Below are 21038 nucleotides of genomic sequence, written 5' to 3' on the forward strand. Positions count from 1 at the left end.
AGGAAGATGGCAATTGAATGACAAGGAGGGAAAATCATGGATTGGGGCCGTGCCAAAAATGTATTGATTTACGCGTTTTTGCTGTTAAATCTGGTGCTGGGCTATCAGCTCTGGATGGATTACCGCGAGCAGGTCGGCTCCAATCTGGATTTCACCTCGCTTTCTGAGAGCACTCAGCAGGTGATTGAGGAGAATCGGATTCAATTGCTGAGTCCGATTCCGACGGAAACGCCGCAACTGCCCAAGATTAATTATATCTACAGCGCGGAAGCGCAGGGAGAGCCGGTAGGTTTGGAACAGCCGATTGATACGGAGCTGATTTATGCCGATGAGAAGGAACTGCGGAATGCGCTGGAAGGCAAGATCACGGATCTCGGGAATTATCGCCATGATCCGCAGTCGGATAAAGAGAACATCATCGTATTCCGGCCGCTGGTGAAGAAGGAATGGCCGCTGTTCAATGTGGAACTGGAGTTTATTTACGAATCCCAGAAGATCCATGCGTACCGGGAGCCAGTGTTTGAGATTATGCCAACCGACGATACGGAGGAACAAAAGGTTCTGCCCGCATCCAAGGCTTTGGAAACGCTCATTGAACGTAACTTCATCCCGCCTGATTCAGCGGTCAGGGATATTCAGCTTGGCTATTATGGACAGTTGTTTAATACGGAGGATCAGTTAGCAGCGCCAACCTGGCGGTTTACATTGGATCATGGCGAGATGATCTATGTACAAGGCATTAGCGGGGACGTGCTGACGCCAAAAAGCGATACGACAAAGGAGTAACAAGACTATGGGGATTTCATTTTCCGTGCTGTCGAGCGGCTCAACGGGCAATGCAACCATTGTCCGCAATGAGGATGCGACATTGCTAATTGATGCGGGCTTAAGTGCAAAGCGCATCGATGAGCTGTTGAAGGAACGCGAAATGATGGGGGAAGAAATCGACGGGATCCTGGTTACGCATGAGCATTCGGATCATATCCGGGGGCTTGGCGCGGTGGCGCGCAAATACAATCTCCCGATCTATGCGAATGAGAAGACGTGGGAAGCAATGAGCAAGTCGCTGGGCAAGATTGCGGAAGAGAACCGGATTGTGCTGGAGAGTCATGAGGTCAAGGATTTTGGCACGCTGCGGGTGGAGCCTTTTGAAATATCCCATGACGCTGCGGCACCGGTCGGTTATTGCTTCTATGACGGTGACGAGAAGCTGGGCGTTGCCACGGACCTCGGTTATGTCAGCGATAAGGTGAAGAAAGCGCTGGATGGATCGGATGTCCTGGTTCTGGAAGCCAATCACGATATCGAGATGCTCCGGATGGGACGCTATCCGTGGAATACCAAACGTCGGATTCTCGGCGATATGGGGCATTTGTCGAATAATTCGGCAGGCGATGCTTTAAGCGAGCTGTTGACGGGAGATACCAAACGAACGTATCTCGCCCATCTCAGCCTGGATCATAACATGATGGAACTGGCGAGAATGACCGTACGCGATACGATGGAGGACCGCGGCTGCTTCTTCAAGGATAGCGAGTTTAAATTATGCGATACGTATTATGACCGTCCGACCCCTTGGGATAAGGTGGGGGAATAGGTTTAGGCAACGACAGGTATACCGTTGACGATTTTATTTTCGAAGCCATCATATATTCGTTATCATTATATAGGCATAACAAAACAGCCCCACGATCATAGGGAACTATGACGTGGAGCTGTTTTGCTGTTTAAGGGATGCCGAGTTCCGGAGAGATGAGGCTCGTTCTAACGCTTGCTCAGGCTCTCTTGTGCCATACGCACCATCTCCCGGACCATGGAACCGCCAATCGCACCGCCGACTTTACCGGCCTGCTCGGTGGTCAGATCTCGGTTGTCGCCCGGTTTAAGGGGTACACCGAGTGACTTGGCCACCTCATATTTGACGTCCTGCTGTCTCTGCGGGTCCACTTGATAGCCTTCGTCCCGCATGATGTCGGTCATGAACTGCTGCATTTCGGGACTCCGGCGCCGCCTTGATCTTCTTGCCATCCCATAACCCTCCTTGCAGAATGGTTTCTCCTTCATAACATTCCCTGCAGGTCACCTACAGATGAATGGATAACCTAACCAGTTCAAATCCTAGGGGAGGGCTGAAGAGAATGGAACCGAGGCATATTGAATGAGGAAACAGGATAGACTGGCCTTGTCTGAAGGGGCGAAGCGGAAGGGAACAGAAAGTATTTTTCCAATGGGCAGCTAAGGAAGAATAAGTTGCGGGGAAGCCAAATAGGAATGAGGTGTGGGTCGCCGGAGCCACCTTTAACGTTGCGTTCCGAACGGGATCGTTTGGTCATGAGAGACTGACGATATTGCCATTTTCTTTACACAATTGTCCGGTATTCTTTTTTTAAGGGGGAATGCGCGAATGAGGGTTGCAGGCGGTTAGGAATAGCGGATACGCCGGAAAAGAAGCGTTGGACCGTTGAAGAAAATCCCTAAATAGTGGAACCATTCGGTTGTCCGTCACGTATACAAGGTTAATATGTTCATCCGGGCTATACGTTGTTATCGAATGAAGAATCTCGCATTGTACAGCCTCTTAAAATTGCCATCAATTTGGCATTTGTTTTTATTAAAGAATGCTGACGTGAACCTCTGTTCGTGTGGTACAATAGGAGCACTGGAAGGTCTGAATGCTTCTGTTAAGCACTTGCATCGAGCAAGGCACCAGGTCATTTGCACTTTTAAAATACGGATGGCCCAGGTTTTCCCATCTTTTTTTAGAAAAAACAGATGTTTCGCGCTTAAGTCGCCCTGTTTGTGGTAATAGAAGAATACAGGGTTTTTTTTGAACTGTCGGGTGGCAATACATACCTTTTATGGAACTAGATTTCAGGCGATGGATTGAGATATTCGATGTAGAGCGATATTTCGATAAAAGTTCAAATAGAATGCTCAAAAATGCAACTTTTTGAGCCGCTGAAGAGTCATTACAATAGAGAGATATTAAACAGGTGGCACGCTGCCGTTTTCATAGGAAGCTAGATACACTCGGTGCAGGGCAGGTTGTTATGACGACAAGATGATTTAATAGGTCAGTCGGTAATGGCGGAGAGTCTGAAGCTGGTAAAGTATCTTGACGCGTAGCAACCAAGGGGAGAGAGGGATCGCAATGGGATTATTTGACGATGATTTCTATTCAACTAAAATTTCCAGACGGAGCAAAAATACCAGCGAGGACCGACCTGAGCGAACAAAGTGGCGGACGACCCGCCGTAAAAAGGGCTTATCTACATTCCAGATTTCCGCGATCAGTTCTGTGTGCAGTGCTCTGATTGCGGTGATGCTGTTCAGCTTCATAACGGGCCATCCAGCGACCTCTTCACCGCTTACCATGATAAATGGCAGCCATCAGCTGTCCACGTCCGATGGAGATCCCTATGAACGGATTATTAGCGCTGCCCAGAAGGTGCGTCCGGCCGTGGTTAGCGTGCTGACGCATAAAGAGACCGTGCTGCCTGAAGAGGAAGGTATCGAGGGTGAAGGTCTGGAGGAGGAATCCGGCACGCTGCCTGAGGATGAAGGGGACTTCGAGCTTCCGGAAGGGTTCGACTTCGGCGAAGATTTTGATTTCGGCGAAGATTTCGGCGGTTCACAGGAGGACGCCCTGGGCTCTGGCGTTATCTTCAAGAAACTCGAAGGCAAAGCCTTCGTGATTACGAATAACCATGTGGTGGAAGGCGCCGACTCCCTGGAGGTTGTGCTGGTAGGCGGCGAGAAGAAAAAAGCGACCTTGGTCGGCACGGACAACGTCAGCGACATTGCCGTTCTGTCAATTGACAGTAAAGGCATCGGAGAGGTTGCAGAGTTTGGAGATTCCTCCAAGCTTCGCCTCGGCGAAACCGTCATCGCCATCGGCAACCCGCTGGGCCTGGGCGACACGCTCACATCCGGGATTGTCAGCTACACGAACCGTGTGATACCCGTATCCCTGAACCAGGATGGCATCTACGATTGGGAGCAGGAGGTCATTCAGACCGATGCTGCCATTAATGAGGGGAATAGCGGGGGCGCTTTGGTGGATTTGAACGGTAAAGTTATCGGCATTAACACAATGAAAATTGCAGACACCGGCGTAGAAGGACTTGGGTTTGCGATTCCGGTCAATGAAATTACGGAGGTTGTAACCGAGCTGATGCTGAAGGGGCATATTGCCCGCCCTTATCTTGGCGTATACACCGTAGACTTGAGTAATCCGTATGCTCCGTTGAGTAAGAAGGAGAAGGAGGGCCTCAAGCTGCCGAAGACGGTAACGGAAGGCGTAGTCGTGCTGGATGCGCTTGGACCTGCGCTCGATGCCGGTCTGCAGCTGAACGACGTCATCGTGAAGCTGGATGGCAAGCCGATCACGACGACGCTGGAGCTGCGCAAGCACCTTTATTACAACACGAAGGTGGGCAAAGACTTGGACGTGACCTTCTACCGTGACGGCAAGCTGCAGTCCCTGAAGGTAAAGCTGGAAGAGAAGCCTGGAGAGTAATACAGGCTGGATCGGCTGACTTGGTCGGCCCAAGGCAATGTGGATTTTTTCAAATTCATGTGCTTGTCCATTGTTTAATGCAGCCGTTCATGGGTATATATTACCGTTAGCGTTGAATAGTATCCAATATAGAGAGATTTGAAAAAGGTTAGATACGAGCCGTGAAGCGGCCGCGAAGAAGAGCGTGGATTACGCTCTTTTTTGCTGTTCGCATCGAAATGATATTGGGTTGGGTGTAAGGACTGTTAATGTGAAATCCATGGATGGATAGGAAGCTTTTGTGGATTGAAATATGGCCGGGATGAGCAAATAGGTTAAAAGCATTTCTTTTTCTCGTAGAGTGTGGTAGAACAGAAGAGTGGCTATACTGGTTTGAAGATATAAACACAACATGAGGCGAAAGATAGAAAGGATGCATAGAATGTACGTCGTATGCAAGGAACATGTGGAACTAGCGATCGAAAATTTCGTGGATGAATATGAGGATGCCCCGGATATTGTTGATCTGAAGGAGACCGAGTTTTCGGACTGGGACCCACCGGTGAAGTGCGCGGAGTGCGAGAAGCATGCTGAATTTTTAATTGTGTAACGTGAATATTTTAATTAAATAGATAATGCGGATGAGAAAGCGTGATGAATTCACGCTTTTTTTGCGTACATTTTCGGAAGACAATGCAAAGAGAAGATCGAGACCCTTATTCATCATACGAATCAGAAAAACTTTATAAAAAAATTTAAATAAACTCATCCTATCCTTTATCCGCCTTTTCATGGAGTGGACGAAGAGGTAAATAATAAGTACGGCCGACATTCCGATCGTTGTCTCTGGAATGAGCAACCGGCTTCGTTGTACAGACCTTCGTAGTGTATGATGGATATATAGATGGAACGAGGCGTGATAACCTATCGTGAATGGAGACGATAAGAAATGGGTGACTACGGAAGATCATGGGAAGAGGAGATCAAGCGGGCAGCGGATGAGGCCTATGAGAAGGAAATGGATGAAATCAACCGTCAGTTGAAGCAGGAAATTCTCATCGCTCTAATGGGTGATGTGAACACAGGTAAGTCCTCCACCATGAACCGGATCGTGGGTGAGGAGGTCGCTGGCGTCGGGGCAGAGCCTGGAGAAACGACGGAAATTAAACCACATAAGTACAAGGAACATATATACTTCATAGATACACCCGGGTTGAATGATGTGAATACCGCGAACTCGGAGATAACCTTGAAATACTTTAAACAAGCAGATATCGTTTTGTTCTTTCTTAACGCTGCAGGCACGGTCTTCTCCGAGGCGGAGAAGAAGTCTTTGGAGAAGATTCAGGGCGTAAACCCGAACATCTTGATCGTGCTGAACAAAATCGACGCCGCGGATGAAATCGACCGCCTGGTGGAACGGATCAAGAAGGAGACCGGAGGGCGCTATGAGGTTGCGCCGGTATCCTCGCGGACGGGCGAGAACATCGACCGGCTGCGGAGCAGCATTCTGGAGATGCTTAAAAAAAAGTCTAAAGACATCCTTTTTGCCAAAAGCATTAAGGAAAAGTCGGCGACCGCCAACGGGTGGATCATCGGAGCCTCGATCTCGGCAGGAGCGGTAGGCGCATCACCCATTCCGGGATCGGACATCATTCCGATTACCGGCATTCAGGTAAGTCTGCTCACCAGGCTTGCGGTGCTGTACAATAAGCCGATCAGCAAGGAGACGGCGAAGGAACTGGTCATTGCCACGATATTTGGGAATATCGGCAAGAGCCTTTTTCGGCAGATCGTGAAAGTCTTCCCTGGAGCGGGATCGGTCGCGGGAGCGACGGTAGCGGGTGCCACCACCCTGGCGCTTGGTTATGCGGTGAAATACGCTTACGAGCACAACATTGAGATCAATACGGCGAATATTACGAAACTCTACAAGAAGTTCAGGGATAAGGCGGAGGCGGATACGGAATCCAAGTCCGAGTGAGCATGAGAATTGTCATATACTAGCATGGATGACCGATGGAATAGAAAAAGGGGCCATCGGCCCCTGATCATAGCTGCGTGATAGCAGCGATATTATCATGATTTACTTAATGGCAGCAGCGTGATCGGCTTTTGCCTGCTCCAGCATCGATTTCCAATCCGGGAAATCGGTTTCTCTAGAGACATGACGGTCAAACAGTTCATCCGGAATGTTATCGATATCTTCGTGCGTTTCCACTTGGAAGTTACCTTTTACGACAAAATCTCCAAAACTGTTGTGCGATGAATGTTTACGCATAAACGATTCATTGAACAGCTTTTCCAAAGAGATGTTATCCGGATCCTCCTGTACCGATTTTTGGCCTTGTAATTCCTTCAACAGATCATCAAACGACATGGGCTTTTGCTTTCTCAGAGTACCACTCCTATAACTAATATTTGTGTTCAGTATAACATAACCGGATTTCTCATATACATGACAGCATCCGGAAAGCTTGGCGTGCTGTTATCTTCTTAATAACGAAGACCAAGTTTGCTCCAGCCAGTGATCAAAGTCAGCACCTTTGTCACCTTCGTACGTATCGTAGATGTCGATTCTCATCTTTTTTAATTTCTCTTTGAAGTCTTCATACGTGTGGTCACGGGGAAGGCTTTTTTTGATACGGAGCAATACCTTCGAAACATCCTTCATCAGCTCGCCTTTAGGTCTTTCCGGCATCTGGACGTCCTCGCCAAAGGCCAGGAGTTTACGATAGGCTGCCTCTCGCACTTGATAAACCGCATCCGTATTCAGTCTATGCAGCAAAATATCAATGGATTTCTGATTTTTCCAATTTCCCAAAGCTTCTACCGCGTCTAACCGTTCTCTCCAATTGGCGTTCCGGTTGGCGGAGCTTTTAAGCTCCTCATAATTCTCGGGCGTATCCGTTATCAATTCTTGATTATCCAATCCGTTCATCTCCTTCAAAATGATGTATCAGGTCAATCTGTACCATATGTTCATTATGGGGTTCCTTTATGTTTCTCGGCTTCCGATGTACCGTCTGCCTGCTTGGCCCCTTTACTGGTATAAGGTTTGGGTTTGCTCTTTGCTCTTCGCGCACTTGCATCCCAGCGGCTCCAGCCCTTCTTGCCCGTGCCTCTGCCTGTTCCGCCCTTGCCCTTGGATTTACTCAATCAATCACTCCGTTACGGTAAATTCTTGTACCTATATGCTGATTGTTTACCAGCACTGTTGAAATATACACTGTATTGGGCCATATGTATAGGATACCACGGAAATCAGCATAAGAATCGAAATATATGGGCATGAATTCCGGTGTCGGTATAGGCATGTCTTTCGGTTGACTAATTTTTCCCAGCGTGGTATCTTATTTTTGAACTGACCAGTCAGAATAAGAACGGTGAACTGAAATTTTGTTATGAAAGGGCCGATCGGATTGTGAGCAAAGATAAAATTATCCAAGCAGCTATAGAAGTCTTCTCCGAGAATGGATATCACCGCGCAAGCATGGACGAGATTGCCGCCCGCGCACAGGTTGCCAAGGGGACGCTGTACTATAACTTCCCTGGCAAATCCCAGCTCTTCAAGACGGTTGTGAAGCAGGGCTTCGAAGATATCATGCAGCGGACGGAGGCGGATCTGAATTCCTCCCTGCCGATGAAGGAGAAGATTGAGCGCACCATTCGCCATCATCTGGATCTGTTTCTCGAATCCCGACATTTCTCGCACATCGTATTTAATGAGATTTCGAACGGCATCGAGCAGGATGTTTTGGATGAGTTGAAGGAGCTGAAACGGAAGTATTTAAGCTTCCTGGCCAGCATTATCGAGGAAGGACAGTGCGAAGAGAACCTGTGCCGTGCCGTTGATCCTAATCTTGCCGCTGCCAGCATTGTCGGAACGCTGGAGAGTACCTGTAATTATTACCTGAATCATCAGGATACGTATTCGCGTGAGGATCTGGAGCGGTTTGCCTTCACGATGATTACTCAAGGCCTGTTTATATCGCTTGAATAAGCAGGGCCTTCTTTTTTTAAGCGTGTATAACTGACCAGTCAGTTCAAAATTAGCGATGGAAAGCGAAGGTGTTAAGCATGGAATGGAATAAGAACGGTTTACTCCCGTTGGAATGGTTCCGCCAGATGCGGACGGAATCTCCGGTGACGGCAATGGATGGTAACGGAGCCTGGAATGTTTTTAAATACGAGGATGTCAAAGCCGTCTTCACGAATTACGAAGTGTTCTCTTCCCAAGGGGGCTCTTCAACCGATGATCCCATCGAATCCAGTGTACTGCGGCAGGATCCGCCGAAGCACCGTCAGCTGCGTAAGCTGGTATCCCATGCTTTTACGCCTCGCATGATCGAATCGCTTGCCCCCAAGATCCAGGAGATCACGTCATCTCTGCTGGACGAAGCGGAGAAGAAGGGAAAGATGGATATCGTTGCCGATCTCGCAAGCCCGCTTCCGATTACGGTGATCGCCGAGATGCTCGGCGTATCGATGGAGGATCGGGAACGATTCAAGGCGTGGTCGGATGCGTTGGTGGGTGACAATGGGGAGGCTTATTATCAGTGTCAGCGGGAGATGAGTGAATACTTCTCTGAGATCGCGGAAGATCGCCGTCGTCATCCGCAGGAGGATCTGATTACGAAGCTGGTGGAGGCACGTATCGACAATGAACACCTCACCGAACTGGAGATTATCGGGTTCTGTATTCTCCTTCTCGTAGCGGGCAATGAAACGACAACCAATCTGATCTCATCGGCGGTGCTTGCCTTTGACAGCCTGCCAGAAGTCCGGGCGGAGGTGCTTCAGGATCCCTCGCTGCTTCCAGGCGCATTAGAGGAAGTATTCCGTTACTTCTCGCCTGTTCAGGTAATGTTCCGCAGCGTTAAGCAGGACACGGTGCTGCGGGGGCAGGAGATGAAGCAGGGACAGTTCGTTTATATCTGGATGGCCTCTGCGAACCATGACGAGGATGTGTTCGATCAGCCGGATGTATTCAACATCCACCGCAACCCGAACCCGCATCTGGGCCTGGGAAGCGGTATACATTACTGCATGGGCTCTCAGTTAGCCCGCATGGAGTCCCGGATCGCTCTGCAGACCCTGCTGGACCGTTTCCCCGAATACCGCCGCGACCGCTCCGCAGAGCTGGCACGGATGGATAGCACGATGATGTTCGCGCTGAGAGAGCTGCCGATCATTTTAAAATAGATAGGAAGTCAAGAAGAGTCGCTCTCGATGGAGAGGGCTCTTTTTTATATGTTGGGGTCTGAGTCCCTTGAAATTGGAGGAGGGCGAGGGTTCTGAGAAGGCAAAGGACAATGGGTGGGTATGTCCTTTAATTGGCAGCGGTACAATGTTAGAATGGACGTCATAACAGTCGAGTTTAAGGAGCGAAACAGCGCCATGAATATACAGATCGTATGCGTAGGCAAGTTGAAGGAGAAGTACCTGGTTCAGGGCATTGCGGAGTACAGCAAGCGTCTTGCGCCGTATGTGCGCCTAACCGTGCACGAGGTGCCGGATGAGAAAGCCCCAGAGAACATGAGCGAAGCGGAGATGCGCCAAGTGCAGGAGAAGGAGGGCGCTGGCATTCTCGGTCACATTAAGCCGGACACCCACGTCATCGCCCTGGCGATCGGCGGCCAGCTGTGGTCCAGCGAGGACCTGGCGGCCCATATGGACAAGCTGGGCACGTACGGGTCCAGTAACGTTGCCTATGTTATCGGCGGCTCCAACGGCCTCTCTGAGGACGTCCTGAAGCGGGCCCAGACGAAGCTCAGCTTCGGGCGGATGACCCTGCCGCACCAGCTGATGCGGCTGGTGCTGGTGGAGCAGATTTACCGGGCGGTGAAGATTAATCGGGGGGAACCGTACCACAAATAGGGCGAAATTTTTGTTACAATGTAGATTACGGCTAGCAATTAGGGACGGTGATTAACATGGGAAGAAAGCAGGCTTTTACAAAATCGGAGTTGCTTGACCAAACCAAGAGAGTGCTTCTCGAATACGGTTATGAGGGTTTTCAACTTAAGTTGTTATCCAAGAGCCTGGTTGGAGCAAGAAGCACGATTTACCAATATTATGCTAACAAAGAAGAGATAGTTGCTGCATGTATGAAACGATCAATGGAAAATGTATTACAGAAGGCATCAGCTATTGATGAAACGGATTGCATGAATGCCCTTCAACATCTGCTAGATGTATATCTGGAGGAAGCTAGTTTCCATCAATTGCTTGGATATGCTCATAAAATAAATAAAGCCAATTCTGCGGCTGCGGCCAATGATCTTGAATTTGTTGAGCAAGCGCATGTGACTTTAAAAAATCAACTGGAGCGATTGTTTGTTCGTGCTCAGGAAGAGGGACACTTGAATACAAGCATCCCACTTCCTGCCATTATAGGTGTATTTTTTAACCTGATTGAAACGCCCAATATGATGAATATTCCTACACCTCAGTGGAGTAAGCTATTATACCAAATGTGGCTAGGAGGGGCAGGAAGACGATAAGGAATACAAATATATTTGACACGCGTGTCACATAAAACCTATAATGAAAACGTGCCGGACGAGATGTGATTAATTTGACACGCGTGTCATTTATTTGTGTTGAGGAGAGGAATAGCATATGTTTTTGGCATTGAAGGAATTGAGACACAGCAAGACAAGGTTTTTGATGATTGCTATCATTTTTGTGCTTATTTCTTGGTTGGTGTTTATATTGTCAGGTTTGGGGAATGGGTTATCTACGCTTGCGGCTTCGACGTTTAAGACGATGAGGGCTGATTATGTGGTTTTCGAACAAGGGTCGAAGGCTTCAATGAGTAAGTCTTTATTGTCTAATGATCTGTCAGCTAAATTAGCAGAGATGCCGAATGTAAGTGCCGTTTCACCTATGGGAACCATCATGGCATCGGCAATCAAAGGGAGTAGCAGGTCGAATGAGGATAAAGTAGATATAGCGATTATTGGAATTAACCCGGGGAGCTTTCTTGAGCCGGCGATTATTGAAGGCACCGGGCTGACATCCGATCAGATGACGAAGGTCATCGTTAATGAGACGATGAAAGACGAAGGATTTAAGCTAGGGGACACTTTCCAATTAGATGGCTCGACGGAATCGTTGACGATTGTCGGCTTTGTCAAGAATCAGACGTATAACCACGTAGCAGCTGTATTTACACCTATTGAAGAGTGGCGTAAGCTTGCGTTTGCGGCACCAGGCTCGGACAAGGGAGTCAAGGACCCCGTCAATGCGATTATGGTTCAAGGTAAAGATATTGATCGGAATGCTATAAATGAACAGCTTTCGGGTACCGATACGGTTACTCGTGCGGCAGCGGTACAGGGAATGCCTGGATACAAAGAAGAGAATGGCACAATCATGATGATGCTTGCGTTCCTGCTTGCGATCTCTGCATTCATCATTGGCGTATTCTTCTATGTATTCACGATGCAGAAGTCCAACCAGTTCGGGATTATGAAAGCGATCGGGGCCAAGAATGGATTCTTAGGTAAAGCCGTCGTCTCACAGGTGTTCGTCTTGTCGCTCTCAAGCATTATCGTTGGCATCTTATTGACATATGGGACAGCGGCAATCATGCCCAAAAGCATGCCGTTCATGCTGGATACGAAGCTGGTGTTCACGTATTCCATTGTATTGCTGGTGATCTCATTGCTTAGTTCGTTGGTATCCGTTCGCACGATTTCGAAAATTGATCCGCTTAAGGCACTTGGGAGGGTTGAGTAATGACTAAAGGCTTGCAAATATCAGCAGCTTCCAAATATTACAACGAAGGATTGAATCGTATTGCGGCATTAGACCGAGTGTCCATAAAAGTGGAGCCAGGTGAGTTCGTCGCAGTGGTAGGTCCGTCCGGTTCTGGAAAAAGTACCTTCCTATCCGTCGCGGGTGCACTGCTTAAAGCTTCCGAGGGAGAGGTCATACTAAATGGCAAGGACATATCGAAGCTGTCAGGCAAACAACTATCCGATATCCGATTGCATGAGATTGGTTTCATCATGCAGGCCTCGAATTTGGTTCCATACCTGAACGTTCTTGAGCAGTTGCTTGTCGTGAAGCGGATGTCAGGGAAGGTTCATGCAGCAGACAAAGCTATGGCTATAAAGTTGCTTGAAGAGCTTGGTCTAGGCACTAAGCTGAAGAGCTACCCGGAGGAGCTGTCCGGGGGCGAGAAGCAGCGTACCGCCATTGCCCGCGCGTTAATTAACGATCCCAATGTCATATTGGCGGATGAACCTACAGCAAGCCTGGATACCAAGCGCGCCCATGAAGTTGTCTCCTTGATTGCCCATGAGGTGAGAACACGCCACAAAGCGGCGATTATGGTCACACACGATGAGCGGCTGCTTACCTACTGCGACAAGGTATACCGGATGGAAGATGGCAAATTATCTCTAGCGGAATTGAAGTCCATCCATTAAGGCGTTATTGGAAGTCGATGGCCATTATCGCGTGGTCCAATTTTCAGAAATCAGAAATTCAGTAAAACAAATAGGCTCCCACATATCGGGGAGCCTATTTCGTATTTCCTTGCTAAGCTAGTGGATGGTTTTTAGTCCGCCTGTTCGTCGGCGGAGCCATATGCCTGATGGAACCCTATGCACTATGTCCGTTTGCAGAGACTTCGGTTTCATGACAGCCAAGCTTGCGTTTTTGTATAACGATATTCCTCTGCACTAAGGTTTACGATGACTTTGTGGCAAGTGTGGATTTGCCGGTAGGCCAGGTGGAGAGCGCCTGCTCAGCAACAGCCTCTAGCATATTGCGACTGAAGCCGGCCTTGGCTTGAACGGCCATACCGTGGAGCACGGCCATCACGAATGCAGCTAACGCAGCACAGTTCGCGGTTTCCGGCAGATCTCCCTCCTGCTTTGCCCGCTCGAAACGATCACGCAGCGAAGCCTCTCCGTCCGCACGCGCATCGATCAGTGCACGCCGAATAGGTTCGGCATCGTCCGAGCCGGCCAAGTCACCGTGGACATATAGACACCCCTTGTGATCCGGGTAACGAGTTTGCAATTCGGCCGCACCGCGAAAGATGTGTGCGACCACCTCCCGCGAGGTCGGCAGCTCCAGCGCCGCCGGGAAGAAATCATGATAGTGCTCGTAATAGCGCTCAAGAACTCGGCGGAACAATGCCTCCTTGTTGCCAAACGCCGAGTAGAGCGCCGGGCGTTCAACACCCGTGGCCTGCGTCAGGTCAGTGTACGACGCGCCCTCGTAGCCTTTGCGCCAAAACACGCAAAGCGCTGCGTCCAATGCCTGATCCACATCGAATTCGCGGTTACGTCCCATCAGTCAGATCACCTCAACTTTTTTTATAACGGTCGATATTAAAACGGTTCCTATCCAATTTTCATTTTCATACTTCACGTTATCATAACACACGTTACAGAATGCGGCCAGTCCACCGTGCAAGGACCTGCGTCAGTGTACGATCGGCCAAAATCTCGGCCGTCTGGTTCTAGTGTCACGTGTCAGGCGCCATACCCGGCCTGCGCTGATGGCCTATCTCGTCAGAGCGCGACGCATCGTCCTAACGTGACGCCGCCTGATGCCCCTGTAATGGAACGAATGACAGTGTGAATAAAAATGTATAACATTAATTAACATAATGTTCGTTATGATATTGACAATGGTAATATGAGGGTATAATATAACTTAACGTAATGGTCGTTACAAAATCCGCCGATCACCGGATCGAGGGCGTCCAGCGACGTACATAGAGATTCTTTATCATACAGAAAACGTTAAAGGGGGTTCTTTTCATGTAGAAATCATTGATGGACTAAGCGAAGGTTTATTTACAATATGGGGGTACCGCCAGCTAAATAATTTTAAACTCGCGCTGAGGAAGTTTTAGCCAAAATATCATTTAAATTCTCTTATAAGGAGTCAATTATATGTCGACAAATGAAGGAAGATTCAGTGGTAAGGTTGCTTTGATTACAGGGGCAAGTCGTGGGATGGGGGCTGAAATAGCCAAAAAATTAGCTGCAGGCGGAGCGGAATTTATAGGCGTTCATTACGCCAGTAATAGGGATGCTGCTTTAATAGTTGTTGAAGAGGTTAAGGCGCTGGGCTCAAAGGCTGTGGCTCTGGAAGCAGAATTAACCACTGGTATTACCGGTGTAAAAAAGCTTTGGGCCGCATTTGAAGATGCTGTTCGCTCGGAAATCGGATCTGTGCAATTGGATATCTTAATCAATAACGCAGGTATTGCACCGGCCATTCCTTTTGAAGAAACGTCAATTGAAACGTTTGAAGATGTCATTAATGTTAACCTTAAAGCTCCATACTTTATTACTCAAGCAGCTAGTCCGTTTATACGGAACGGTGGACGAATCATTAACATTTCTACTGGCTTTACACGTGTTGCCGGTCCAACGCATTCCATTTATTCGGCTTCCAAGGGAGCCATTGAGACACTTACTTTGGCGTTAGCTCCACTTTTTGCAGCAAAAGGTATTACTGTTAACGCAGTAAGGCCAGGAACTACGGCTACTGATATGAATAAGGATTGGCTCGCCAACCCAGAAGCTCATGCTGAAGCAGCTTCAATGTCTGCATTCGGGAGAGTGGGCACCACTAAAGACGTTGCTGATGTGGTTGCGTTTGTAGCATCTGAGGAGGCGCGATGGATCACGGGGCAATTTATTGATGCCACCGGAGGAACTAGGCTGTAAGTATGTCTGCTTTATATCGTATGTGGTTTTGATCACATTCATTGAAGCGTCAAGGAACATTTCAATGTCCTTGACGCTTTTGGGTTGTATCTTATTTTGAAAGCTGAATGGAGCCGATCCGTTCATTTAATTCGGACTGTAATTGCAGATGGAGTTTCTCTACGATCGAAAAGTCGGTGGCCGCAACATAGTAGCCCTTCATTTGAGAATCGATGGCTTCAGCTTCCGCCAGATGGGAGGTGGCCTCTTTCATTTTTGCCGAATAGCGTGCTTTGATCCCAGCTATTTCGTCAGCATGGGCTTCATCGGTTCCAGGAGCTATAGTCCGTGTATACATATCTAGGATCTCATCCCCGTCCCGATCGGGAAAGTATTCATGCGGAGCGGTACTGTCGAAGATCGCTGTTCGAAGCTCCGGGAATATCAGCATATCCAGACTGTTAGGATCAAAGCCGCAATGAAACACTTGAACGTCGATTCCTTTCTGTTCGGCAGCGGAGGCAAGCTTTTTCAGCAGCGTCGATTTGCCGGATCCCGCCCTTCCTTTGATGAAAATCCGTCTTTCCAGCTGAGCGGTCAAGCTTTGAATAAAATCGAACGCCCCCCTCGGAGTCGCAGCTCCGAAAAATACGTGACGTGAAGCGGTTGACGTATCGCTTTCATGACCGGCGTATAATTCTTGAATCAAATCCTGCGCAAGCTGGTCGGCCTTCGAGAAGTCCATATTTTCGATATAAAATTTTTCCCACTCGTCATGAATCCGCAATGCCGTTTCGAACGTTTCATACGCTTTTGAATAGGCTCTCTCAAGCTCGCCTTTAAGATCTTCTATCGTGATGAAGTGTTCCGGTAAAATAAGGCTGTCATCAAACGCTTCCTGAAAATCGATAAAGACGATTTCACCCGCCGCGCTATCCGAAATCCCTTTACAGACTCGCCCGTCGACAATACCAACCTTCAATTCCGTGCAAATGATGCCATCCAGTTCGTCGGGACGGAGAGGGGAGTGGAAGCATTGCACATGCAAGCCTTGATCCAGCAGGCTATCCGCCAAGCTATGCATGACCGTCGATTTCCCCGTACCTTGGGGCCCCGTAAGGACAAATATCTTGTTCAGCCCATCAAATGCGGAGTTATACAAGAAATGAGCCCCGCGTGCAGTATTGCCGTGGGCAAAATAGTGAGATGATTTTACTACCAACTTGAAACACTCCTTTGTGCCTATTCCGAATCGCAAAGATTGTAGAATAAGCATGATTGGGATAAGTGCCTATTCATTTGTATATTCCGCGTTGTAACAAGTGGTGTTCGTCCTCTCCCATGATTTTCGCTATTTGTTGAAGGGACTACAGAAGGTAAACGATCAAGCCTGGGAAAAATGGGGAGATTGCCACTTGCCCTACGCAGGCTTTTCTGTTATTTTTGATAGTAACAAAATGTTATTAACATTATGATACTAAGTGTAATGATGTGTTTCATTCTATAAATGAGTGGAGAAAGCGGAGGGGATGCAATGTGAAGAAGGTTGCGAGTGACTGGAGCCTGTTCGAGTTAGCGTGGTTGGTGCTGTTTACCTCGATCGCTGTCGGGTTTACGGTGATTTCCAAGGACTCTTTATTCGGATTTACCGTTTTTATTACTGGGGTGCTATGCGTGGTGCTTGCGGCGAAGGGCAACCTGATGAGCTATGTTTTTGGCATGTACAATACGGTCGGTTACGCTTATCTAGCCTATATTAACGGGTTGTTTGGAGAGGTCATGCTGAATCTGCTATTCTTCGTTCCGATGAACGTCATTGGCTTCTACATGTGGAAAAATAACCGCCAAGACGGCAAGCTGATCATGCGTCAAATGGAGCTTAGAGGCCTGCTTCTCGTTGGGGTGGTCTGTATATTAGGCTGTTTGCTGCTGGGATATGGGCTTTCATTCATCCCGGGGCAGAACTCGCCTTACATCGATGCTATAACGACAGTGCTGTCCGTTGTGGCCACCTTTTTAATGGTCCGCAGATTCAAGGAACAATGGCTGGTCTATATTGTGTTGAATTTGTTTACGGTGCTGCTATGGGCGATTCGATTGCTGGAGGGCAGCAGCGAAGGCATGCTGATGATCGTCATGTGGAGCGCATATTTGGTCAATGCGGTATACGGCTATTACAATTGGAACAAAGGGGCCAAGGAGGTGGCGGCATGAAAACGCTCGGATTAACGCTGGGGAAGTTTGCCCCGCTGCATAAAGGGCATCAGTTCATGATCGAAACGGCGCTGCAAGAGGTCGATGAGTTGATCGTGGTCATTTATGAGACGACGGTCACTCCGATCCCGCTTCATATTCGGGCGAATTGGATTCGGGGGCTATACCCGGCAGTCCGGGTCATCGAAGCTTGGGACGGACCGGACGGGTATTCCGATGACAGAGAGCATGAGATTCGGGAAGAACGGTATATCCTCCGTTTACTGAACGGCGAGCAAGTCACGCATTTTTACTCGAGCGAGTTTTACGGCAGGCATATGAGTCTCGCTTTGGGCTCGGTCGACCGGCGGGTCGATGAAGCCCGCGAGCGGGTTCCGATCTCTGCAACGATGATCCGTTCCGACCCATATAAGTACAGAGAGTTCATAAGTGATATCGTGTACCGGGACTTAATCACGAAGGTGGTATTTGTTGGGGCGATGTCGACAGGGAAGTCGACCATCACTGAAGCGCTGGCACGGCGGTATAACACGACCTACGCGAGCGAATACGGACGCGATTACTGGACCGAGCATCAGGTGGACCGCAGAATCGGCCTTGAAGCATTTGATGAAATCGCTGTGGGTCATATCGAGCGCGAAGAGCAGGCTTTGCTTGCGGCGAACCGATTTCTGTTCGTTGATACCAATGCGATTACGACGTATATGTTCGCCATGGATTACCACGGCCGGGCCCCGGAGCTATTGACCCGGATTGCTCTGCAGAATGCGCAGCGCTACGATCTGTTCTTCTTGTGCGACGACGATATTCCTTACGACGATACGTGGGATCGAAGCGGGGATCAGAAGCGGCATGTTTTTCATAAACAGATCATCGCGGATTTGAAGGAGCGGCGAATTCCCTACATTACGCTGCGGGGAAGCTTGGAGGAACGAATGCTCAAGGTAGACGAGGTGCTGGCGAAGTTTGAGCCCTATCGAAACTATTTCGGAGAGCTGAACGGTTAGAATAAGATGTAGGCAAGGAGCTAATGTAGAATCAAAAAACAAGGAGGTGCCCCCATTGGATTTGTTGGATCGGAACGGACTTACGGAACGCGAATTTTTGGAGCAGTACCGGGCAGGAAATTACGAGCGGCCTTCGGTGGCAGCCGATATGGTGATCTTTACGGTTACGGATGAGGAGGCTGACAGCTATCGCAAATTACCGGAAAAAGAGCTCCGTATCCTGCTCATCCGCCGGGGGGGTCACCCCTTCCTGGGTAAATGGGCGCTGCCGGGCGGCTTTGTCCAGCCGAGCGAGACGTCTGAGCAGGCCGCGGCAAGGGAATTGCGCGAGGAAACCGGCGTGGACGACGTTTATTTGGAACAGTTGTATACGTTCAGCGATATCGGCCGAGATCCCCGAACCTGGGTGATGAGCTGCAGCTACATGGCTCTGATCAATAGCGACAAGTTGGAGCTTAAGGCGGGAGACGATGCGGCCAACGCCGCCTGGTTCCAGGTCTCCTACCGGCTGCTGCGGGAGCAGAAAGAGCTGATGGAGGACGGGTACGTCAAGACGCTGGAGTATGAACTCAAGCTAAGCGGTGAAGAGGAGCTTTCGGCGGTCGTGGCGAGGACGTTGACCGTGAAGACGACATCGACTAGCACGGATTATAAGATCGTATCAAATAACGGGTTGGCCTTCGACCATGCGAAGATTATAGCATGCGCTATCGAGCGGCTGCGGGGAAAAGTGAATTATACCGATATTGCGCTGCACTTAATGCCAAAGCTTTTTACCTTGACGGAGCTGCAGCAGGTTTATGAGGTCATTCTGGATAAAGAGCTATTGAAGGCGGCCTTCCGGCGCAAGGTGGCCGATCTCGTGGCGGAGACCGATCATTACACCGAAAATGCGGGGCATCGGCCATCCCGGTTGTATCGGAGAAAACTGGAGGAATAACGATGATTTACAATCTTGATGAGCTAAGAAAAGCTTATAACAAAGGGGAAACGTTCAAGTTTGTATTCTTTTGGGGCCATACGCCCCCTAAGGACGGGAGCGTCGACAAAAGCTGCTTCAGCCAGTGGTGGATGTGCCCGTTCACGATAGAGGGGACGGAGTATTCCTGTGCCGAGCAGTTTATGATGGCCGAGAAGGCAAGGCTGTTCGGCGACAACGAAATGCTGGAGTCGATCCTTACGGCTAAGCATCCCAAGGAGATGAAGGCTTATGGGCGCGCGGTCCGAAACTTTGACAAGGATACTTGGGACAAGGAATGCTACGGCATCGTCAAAAAAGCCAGCTTGGCTAAGTTTTCGCAGAATCGGGAGCTTGGCGATTATCTCAAGTCGACAAAGAACCGCATCCTCGTCGAAGCCAGCCCGCAGGACCGCATTTGGGGGATCGGCATGGGCCAGTCCAATCCAGATGCGGAGAATCCCGTGAAATGGCGGGGTCAAAACCTGCTGGGGTTCGCGCTGACCGAAGCGCGGGACGAGTTGCTGCAGAGATAGTTTTTTTTCGTGGCAAGACAGCTCCTCTTCTTATTTTTCGCCGATAGACCCGTTAAGCTGAACCTTATCATAAGTAACGGCAAGTTTTTCGATTGACAGCAACAAGTATACGTGATAATTTCACGGTAGGATAATAAAGGCAATGCAACCTTCGGGTTCAACCTCGCTGAGAAGTGGGTTGGACCCTTTTTGCATTCCAAAACCAGGGGAGGATTCGTAATGTTGAGAACAGAATCACTGTTACAGAGGCTGGGCGAGATCGGTAAGTCGCTCGAACGCAAGGGGGGAGCTCTTTTATTATTAGGAGTTGGTTCCGTTGGGGTCGAGACAGAACGGCTGGATGAATATTCGGATTTAGATTTCTTTGTCATTGTAAAGCCCGGGGAGAAAAACAGATATATAGACCGGTTGGATTGGCTCGAGGACGTACACCCTCTTGCCTATTCATTTAAGAATTCGGATGTTGGCTGCAAAGTACTGTTCGAGGACGGTATTTTCGGGGAATATGCTGTATTCGAGGAATGGGAGCTGGCGAACGCCACCTACACGGAAGGCCGGGTCATTTGGAAAGACCCCATGTATGCCAATACGGCAATCGCCAAACCTTCCAACCCGGTCCCCAGCCTAAAAGTGGATTCCTTGGACTTTCCTTTGAATGAAGCCTTAACCAATCTATACGTGGGGCTCGGTCGCTATGCTAGGGGGGAGCGTCTATCCGCGACGAGGTTTGTTCAAGGATACGCAGTGGACAGGATTCTATCCGTGCTCCATCTGCTGGAGCAAGAGGTGGACTACTATCCCGACCCATTCGGCAATGAGAGGCGGTTAGAGAGGAGATACCCCCGTTTTGCGGAAATCATAGGAGACATGATACAGGGATACGATCATGTTCCCGAATCGGCACTTCGCATTTTAGACTTCATAGAAGAAGTGTATCCAGTCAATCGAAGGTTAAGCGATGAGATACGACGATTGGCTAATCTAACTTGCCGAGTGGATGCGAAAACGGAATCGACGCACTAGCGTCTACTAGGGGTAATACCAGCGTACTGTCGATATGGGCGAAGTATATGGATAACATAGAAAGAACTCTCCGAGTCTGGAGAGTTCTGTTTATTGAGTACGATCGACTTATCCATT

The 21038-nt window shown here is 49.0% G+C and carries 23 protein-coding genes; 17 read left to right on the forward strand and 6 right to left on the reverse strand.

Annotated elements, in window-relative coordinates:
* Nucleotides 1-36 precede the first annotated feature (36 nt).
* A complete protein-coding gene (yycI, locus tag OHJ21_RS28240) occupies nucleotides 37-786 on the forward strand; it encodes a two-component system regulatory protein YycI (protein WP_100541305.1) in 750 nt (249 codons plus the stop codon).
* 7 nt (nucleotides 787-793) lie between these two features.
* Nucleotides 794-1597 (forward strand): MBL fold metallo-hydrolase, encoded by an 804-nt coding sequence (locus OHJ21_RS28245; RefSeq protein ID WP_394059163.1) that lies wholly within the window; start codon nucleotides 794-796, stop codon nucleotides 1595-1597.
* A 167-nt stretch (nucleotides 1598-1764) separates the two neighbouring features.
* On the opposite strand, the gene OHJ21_RS28250 is transcribed toward OHJ21_RS28245, so the two are convergent.
* Entirely contained in the window at nucleotides 1765-2028 is a 264-nt protein-coding gene (locus tag OHJ21_RS28250; RefSeq protein WP_486021750.1) for an alpha/beta-type small acid-soluble spore protein, read from the reverse strand.
* Nucleotides 2029-3151: 1123 nt separating this feature from the next.
* Here OHJ21_RS28250 and OHJ21_RS28255 point away from each other — a divergent pair.
* From OHJ21_RS28255 to OHJ21_RS28265, 3 genes are all read left to right on the forward strand, one after another.
* Nucleotides 3152-4519: a S1C family serine protease gene (locus OHJ21_RS28255; protein ID WP_100541303.1), complete on the forward strand. Its 1368-nt coding sequence runs from the start codon at nucleotides 3152-3154 to the stop codon at nucleotides 4517-4519.
* A 421-nt stretch (nucleotides 4520-4940) separates the two neighbouring features.
* Nucleotides 4941-5108 carry a CxxH/CxxC protein gene (locus tag OHJ21_RS28260; protein WP_007129186.1) on the forward strand — a complete coding sequence of 56 codons (168 nt, stop codon included), beginning with the start codon at nucleotides 4941-4943 and terminating at the stop codon, nucleotides 5106-5108.
* Nucleotides 5109-5447: 339 nt separating this feature from the next.
* Nucleotides 5448-6482 (forward strand): GTPase, encoded by a 1035-nt coding sequence (locus tag OHJ21_RS28265; RefSeq protein ID WP_486021752.1) that lies wholly within the window; start codon nucleotides 5448-5450, stop codon nucleotides 6480-6482.
* A gap of 102 nt (nucleotides 6483-6584) precedes the next feature.
* Here the strand turns inward: OHJ21_RS28265 and OHJ21_RS28270 are convergent, their stop codons facing one another.
* From OHJ21_RS28270 to OHJ21_RS28280, 3 genes are all read right to left on the reverse strand, one after another.
* Nucleotides 6585-6878: a hypothetical protein gene (locus OHJ21_RS28270; RefSeq protein ID WP_100541300.1), complete on the reverse strand. Its 294-nt coding sequence runs from the start codon at nucleotides 6876-6878 to the stop codon at nucleotides 6585-6587.
* Nucleotides 6879-6986: 108 nt separating this feature from the next.
* Nucleotides 6987-7439 (reverse strand): HEAT repeat domain-containing protein, encoded by a 453-nt coding sequence (locus tag OHJ21_RS28275; RefSeq protein ID WP_164817421.1) that lies wholly within the window; start codon nucleotides 7437-7439, stop codon nucleotides 6987-6989.
* Nucleotides 7440-7483: 44 nt separating this feature from the next.
* Entirely contained in the window at nucleotides 7484-7657 is a 174-nt protein-coding gene (locus tag OHJ21_RS28280; RefSeq protein WP_100541298.1) for a DUF3934 family protein, read from the reverse strand.
* Between the two features lie 265 nt (nucleotides 7658-7922).
* Here OHJ21_RS28280 and OHJ21_RS28285 point away from each other — a divergent pair, with 265 nt between their 5' ends.
* From OHJ21_RS28285 to OHJ21_RS28310, 6 genes are all read left to right on the forward strand, one after another.
* Complete coding sequence (locus OHJ21_RS28285; protein ID WP_076326611.1) at nucleotides 7923-8501, forward strand: TetR/AcrR family transcriptional regulator; 579 nt, start codon at nucleotides 7923-7925, stop codon at nucleotides 8499-8501.
* A gap of 77 nt (nucleotides 8502-8578) precedes the next feature.
* Complete coding sequence (locus OHJ21_RS28290; protein WP_243391000.1) at nucleotides 8579-9703, forward strand: cytochrome P450; 1125 nt, start codon at nucleotides 8579-8581, stop codon at nucleotides 9701-9703.
* Nucleotides 9704-9898: 195 nt separating this feature from the next.
* Nucleotides 9899-10378, forward strand: a complete 480-nt coding sequence (gene rlmH, locus OHJ21_RS28295; RefSeq protein WP_486022060.1) for a 23S rRNA (pseudouridine(1915)-N(3))-methyltransferase RlmH — start codon at nucleotides 9899-9901, stop codon at nucleotides 10376-10378.
* Nucleotides 10379-10434: 56 nt separating this feature from the next.
* Nucleotides 10435-11004, forward strand: a complete 570-nt coding sequence (locus OHJ21_RS28300) for a TetR/AcrR family transcriptional regulator (RefSeq protein WP_100541293.1) — start codon at nucleotides 10435-10437, stop codon at nucleotides 11002-11004.
* A 118-nt stretch (nucleotides 11005-11122) separates the two neighbouring features.
* Complete coding sequence (locus tag OHJ21_RS28305; protein WP_486021756.1) at nucleotides 11123-12244, forward strand: ABC transporter permease; 1122 nt, start codon at nucleotides 11123-11125, stop codon at nucleotides 12242-12244.
* Nucleotides 12244-12939 carry an ABC transporter ATP-binding protein gene (locus tag OHJ21_RS28310; protein WP_486021758.1) on the forward strand — a complete coding sequence of 232 codons (696 nt, stop codon included), beginning with the start codon at nucleotides 12244-12246 and terminating at the stop codon, nucleotides 12937-12939. Before OHJ21_RS28305 ends, OHJ21_RS28310 begins: the two co-directional genes overlap by 1 nt.
* A 262-nt stretch (nucleotides 12940-13201) precedes the next feature.
* Here the strand turns inward: OHJ21_RS28310 and OHJ21_RS28315 are convergent, their stop codons facing one another.
* The gene (locus OHJ21_RS28315; RefSeq protein WP_100541290.1) at nucleotides 13202-13813 is read right to left on the reverse strand and encodes a TetR/AcrR family transcriptional regulator; all 612 of its coding nucleotides are present in this window, start codon (nucleotides 13811-13813) and stop codon (nucleotides 13202-13204) included.
* A 608-nt stretch (nucleotides 13814-14421) separates the two neighbouring features.
* On the opposite strand from OHJ21_RS28315, the gene OHJ21_RS28320 reads away from it, so the two are divergent.
* A complete protein-coding gene (locus OHJ21_RS28320) occupies nucleotides 14422-15204 on the forward strand; it encodes an SDR family oxidoreductase (RefSeq protein ID WP_100541289.1) in 783 nt (260 codons plus the stop codon).
* A 91-nt stretch (nucleotides 15205-15295) separates the two neighbouring features.
* Here OHJ21_RS28320 and OHJ21_RS28325 read toward each other — a convergent pair whose 3' ends face one another.
* Nucleotides 15296-16405 (reverse strand): PRK06851 family protein, encoded by a 1110-nt coding sequence (locus OHJ21_RS28325; protein WP_486021761.1) that lies wholly within the window; start codon nucleotides 16403-16405, stop codon nucleotides 15296-15298.
* 314 nt (nucleotides 16406-16719) lie between these two features.
* On the opposite strand from OHJ21_RS28325, the gene pnuC reads away from it, so the two are divergent.
* The 5 genes from pnuC to OHJ21_RS28350 all read left to right on the forward strand — a co-directional run bounded on the left by pnuC (nucleotide 16720) and on the right by OHJ21_RS28350 (nucleotide 20921).
* Nucleotides 16720-17397 carry a nicotinamide riboside transporter PnuC gene (pnuC, locus tag OHJ21_RS28330; RefSeq protein ID WP_486021762.1) on the forward strand — a complete coding sequence of 226 codons (678 nt, stop codon included), beginning with the start codon at nucleotides 16720-16722 and terminating at the stop codon, nucleotides 17395-17397.
* Nucleotides 17394-18404, forward strand: a complete 1011-nt coding sequence (locus OHJ21_RS28335) for an AAA family ATPase (RefSeq protein ID WP_486021764.1) — start codon at nucleotides 17394-17396, stop codon at nucleotides 18402-18404. Before pnuC ends, OHJ21_RS28335 begins: the two co-directional genes overlap by 4 nt.
* 55 nt (nucleotides 18405-18459) lie before the next feature.
* A complete protein-coding gene (locus OHJ21_RS28340; RefSeq protein ID WP_486021765.1) occupies nucleotides 18460-19344 on the forward strand; it encodes an NUDIX hydrolase in 885 nt (294 codons plus the stop codon).
* 2 nt (nucleotides 19345-19346) lie between these two features.
* Complete coding sequence (ybiA, locus tag OHJ21_RS28345; protein ID WP_486021767.1) at nucleotides 19347-19898, forward strand: riboflavin biosynthesis intermediates N-glycosidase; 552 nt, start codon at nucleotides 19347-19349, stop codon at nucleotides 19896-19898.
* Nucleotides 19899-20117: 219 nt separating this feature from the next.
* Nucleotides 20118-20921 carry a hypothetical protein gene (locus tag OHJ21_RS28350; protein WP_486021769.1) on the forward strand — a complete coding sequence of 268 codons (804 nt, stop codon included), beginning with the start codon at nucleotides 20118-20120 and terminating at the stop codon, nucleotides 20919-20921.
* The last annotated feature ends 117 nt before the right edge of the window (nucleotides 20922-21038 follow it).

Source organism: Virgibacillus sp. LDC1, from assembly GCF_025792345.1.
In the GTDB taxonomy this organism is placed as follows: domain Bacteria; phylum Bacillota; class Bacilli; order Paenibacillales; family Paenibacillaceae; genus Paenibacillus_AQ; species Paenibacillus_AQ lautus.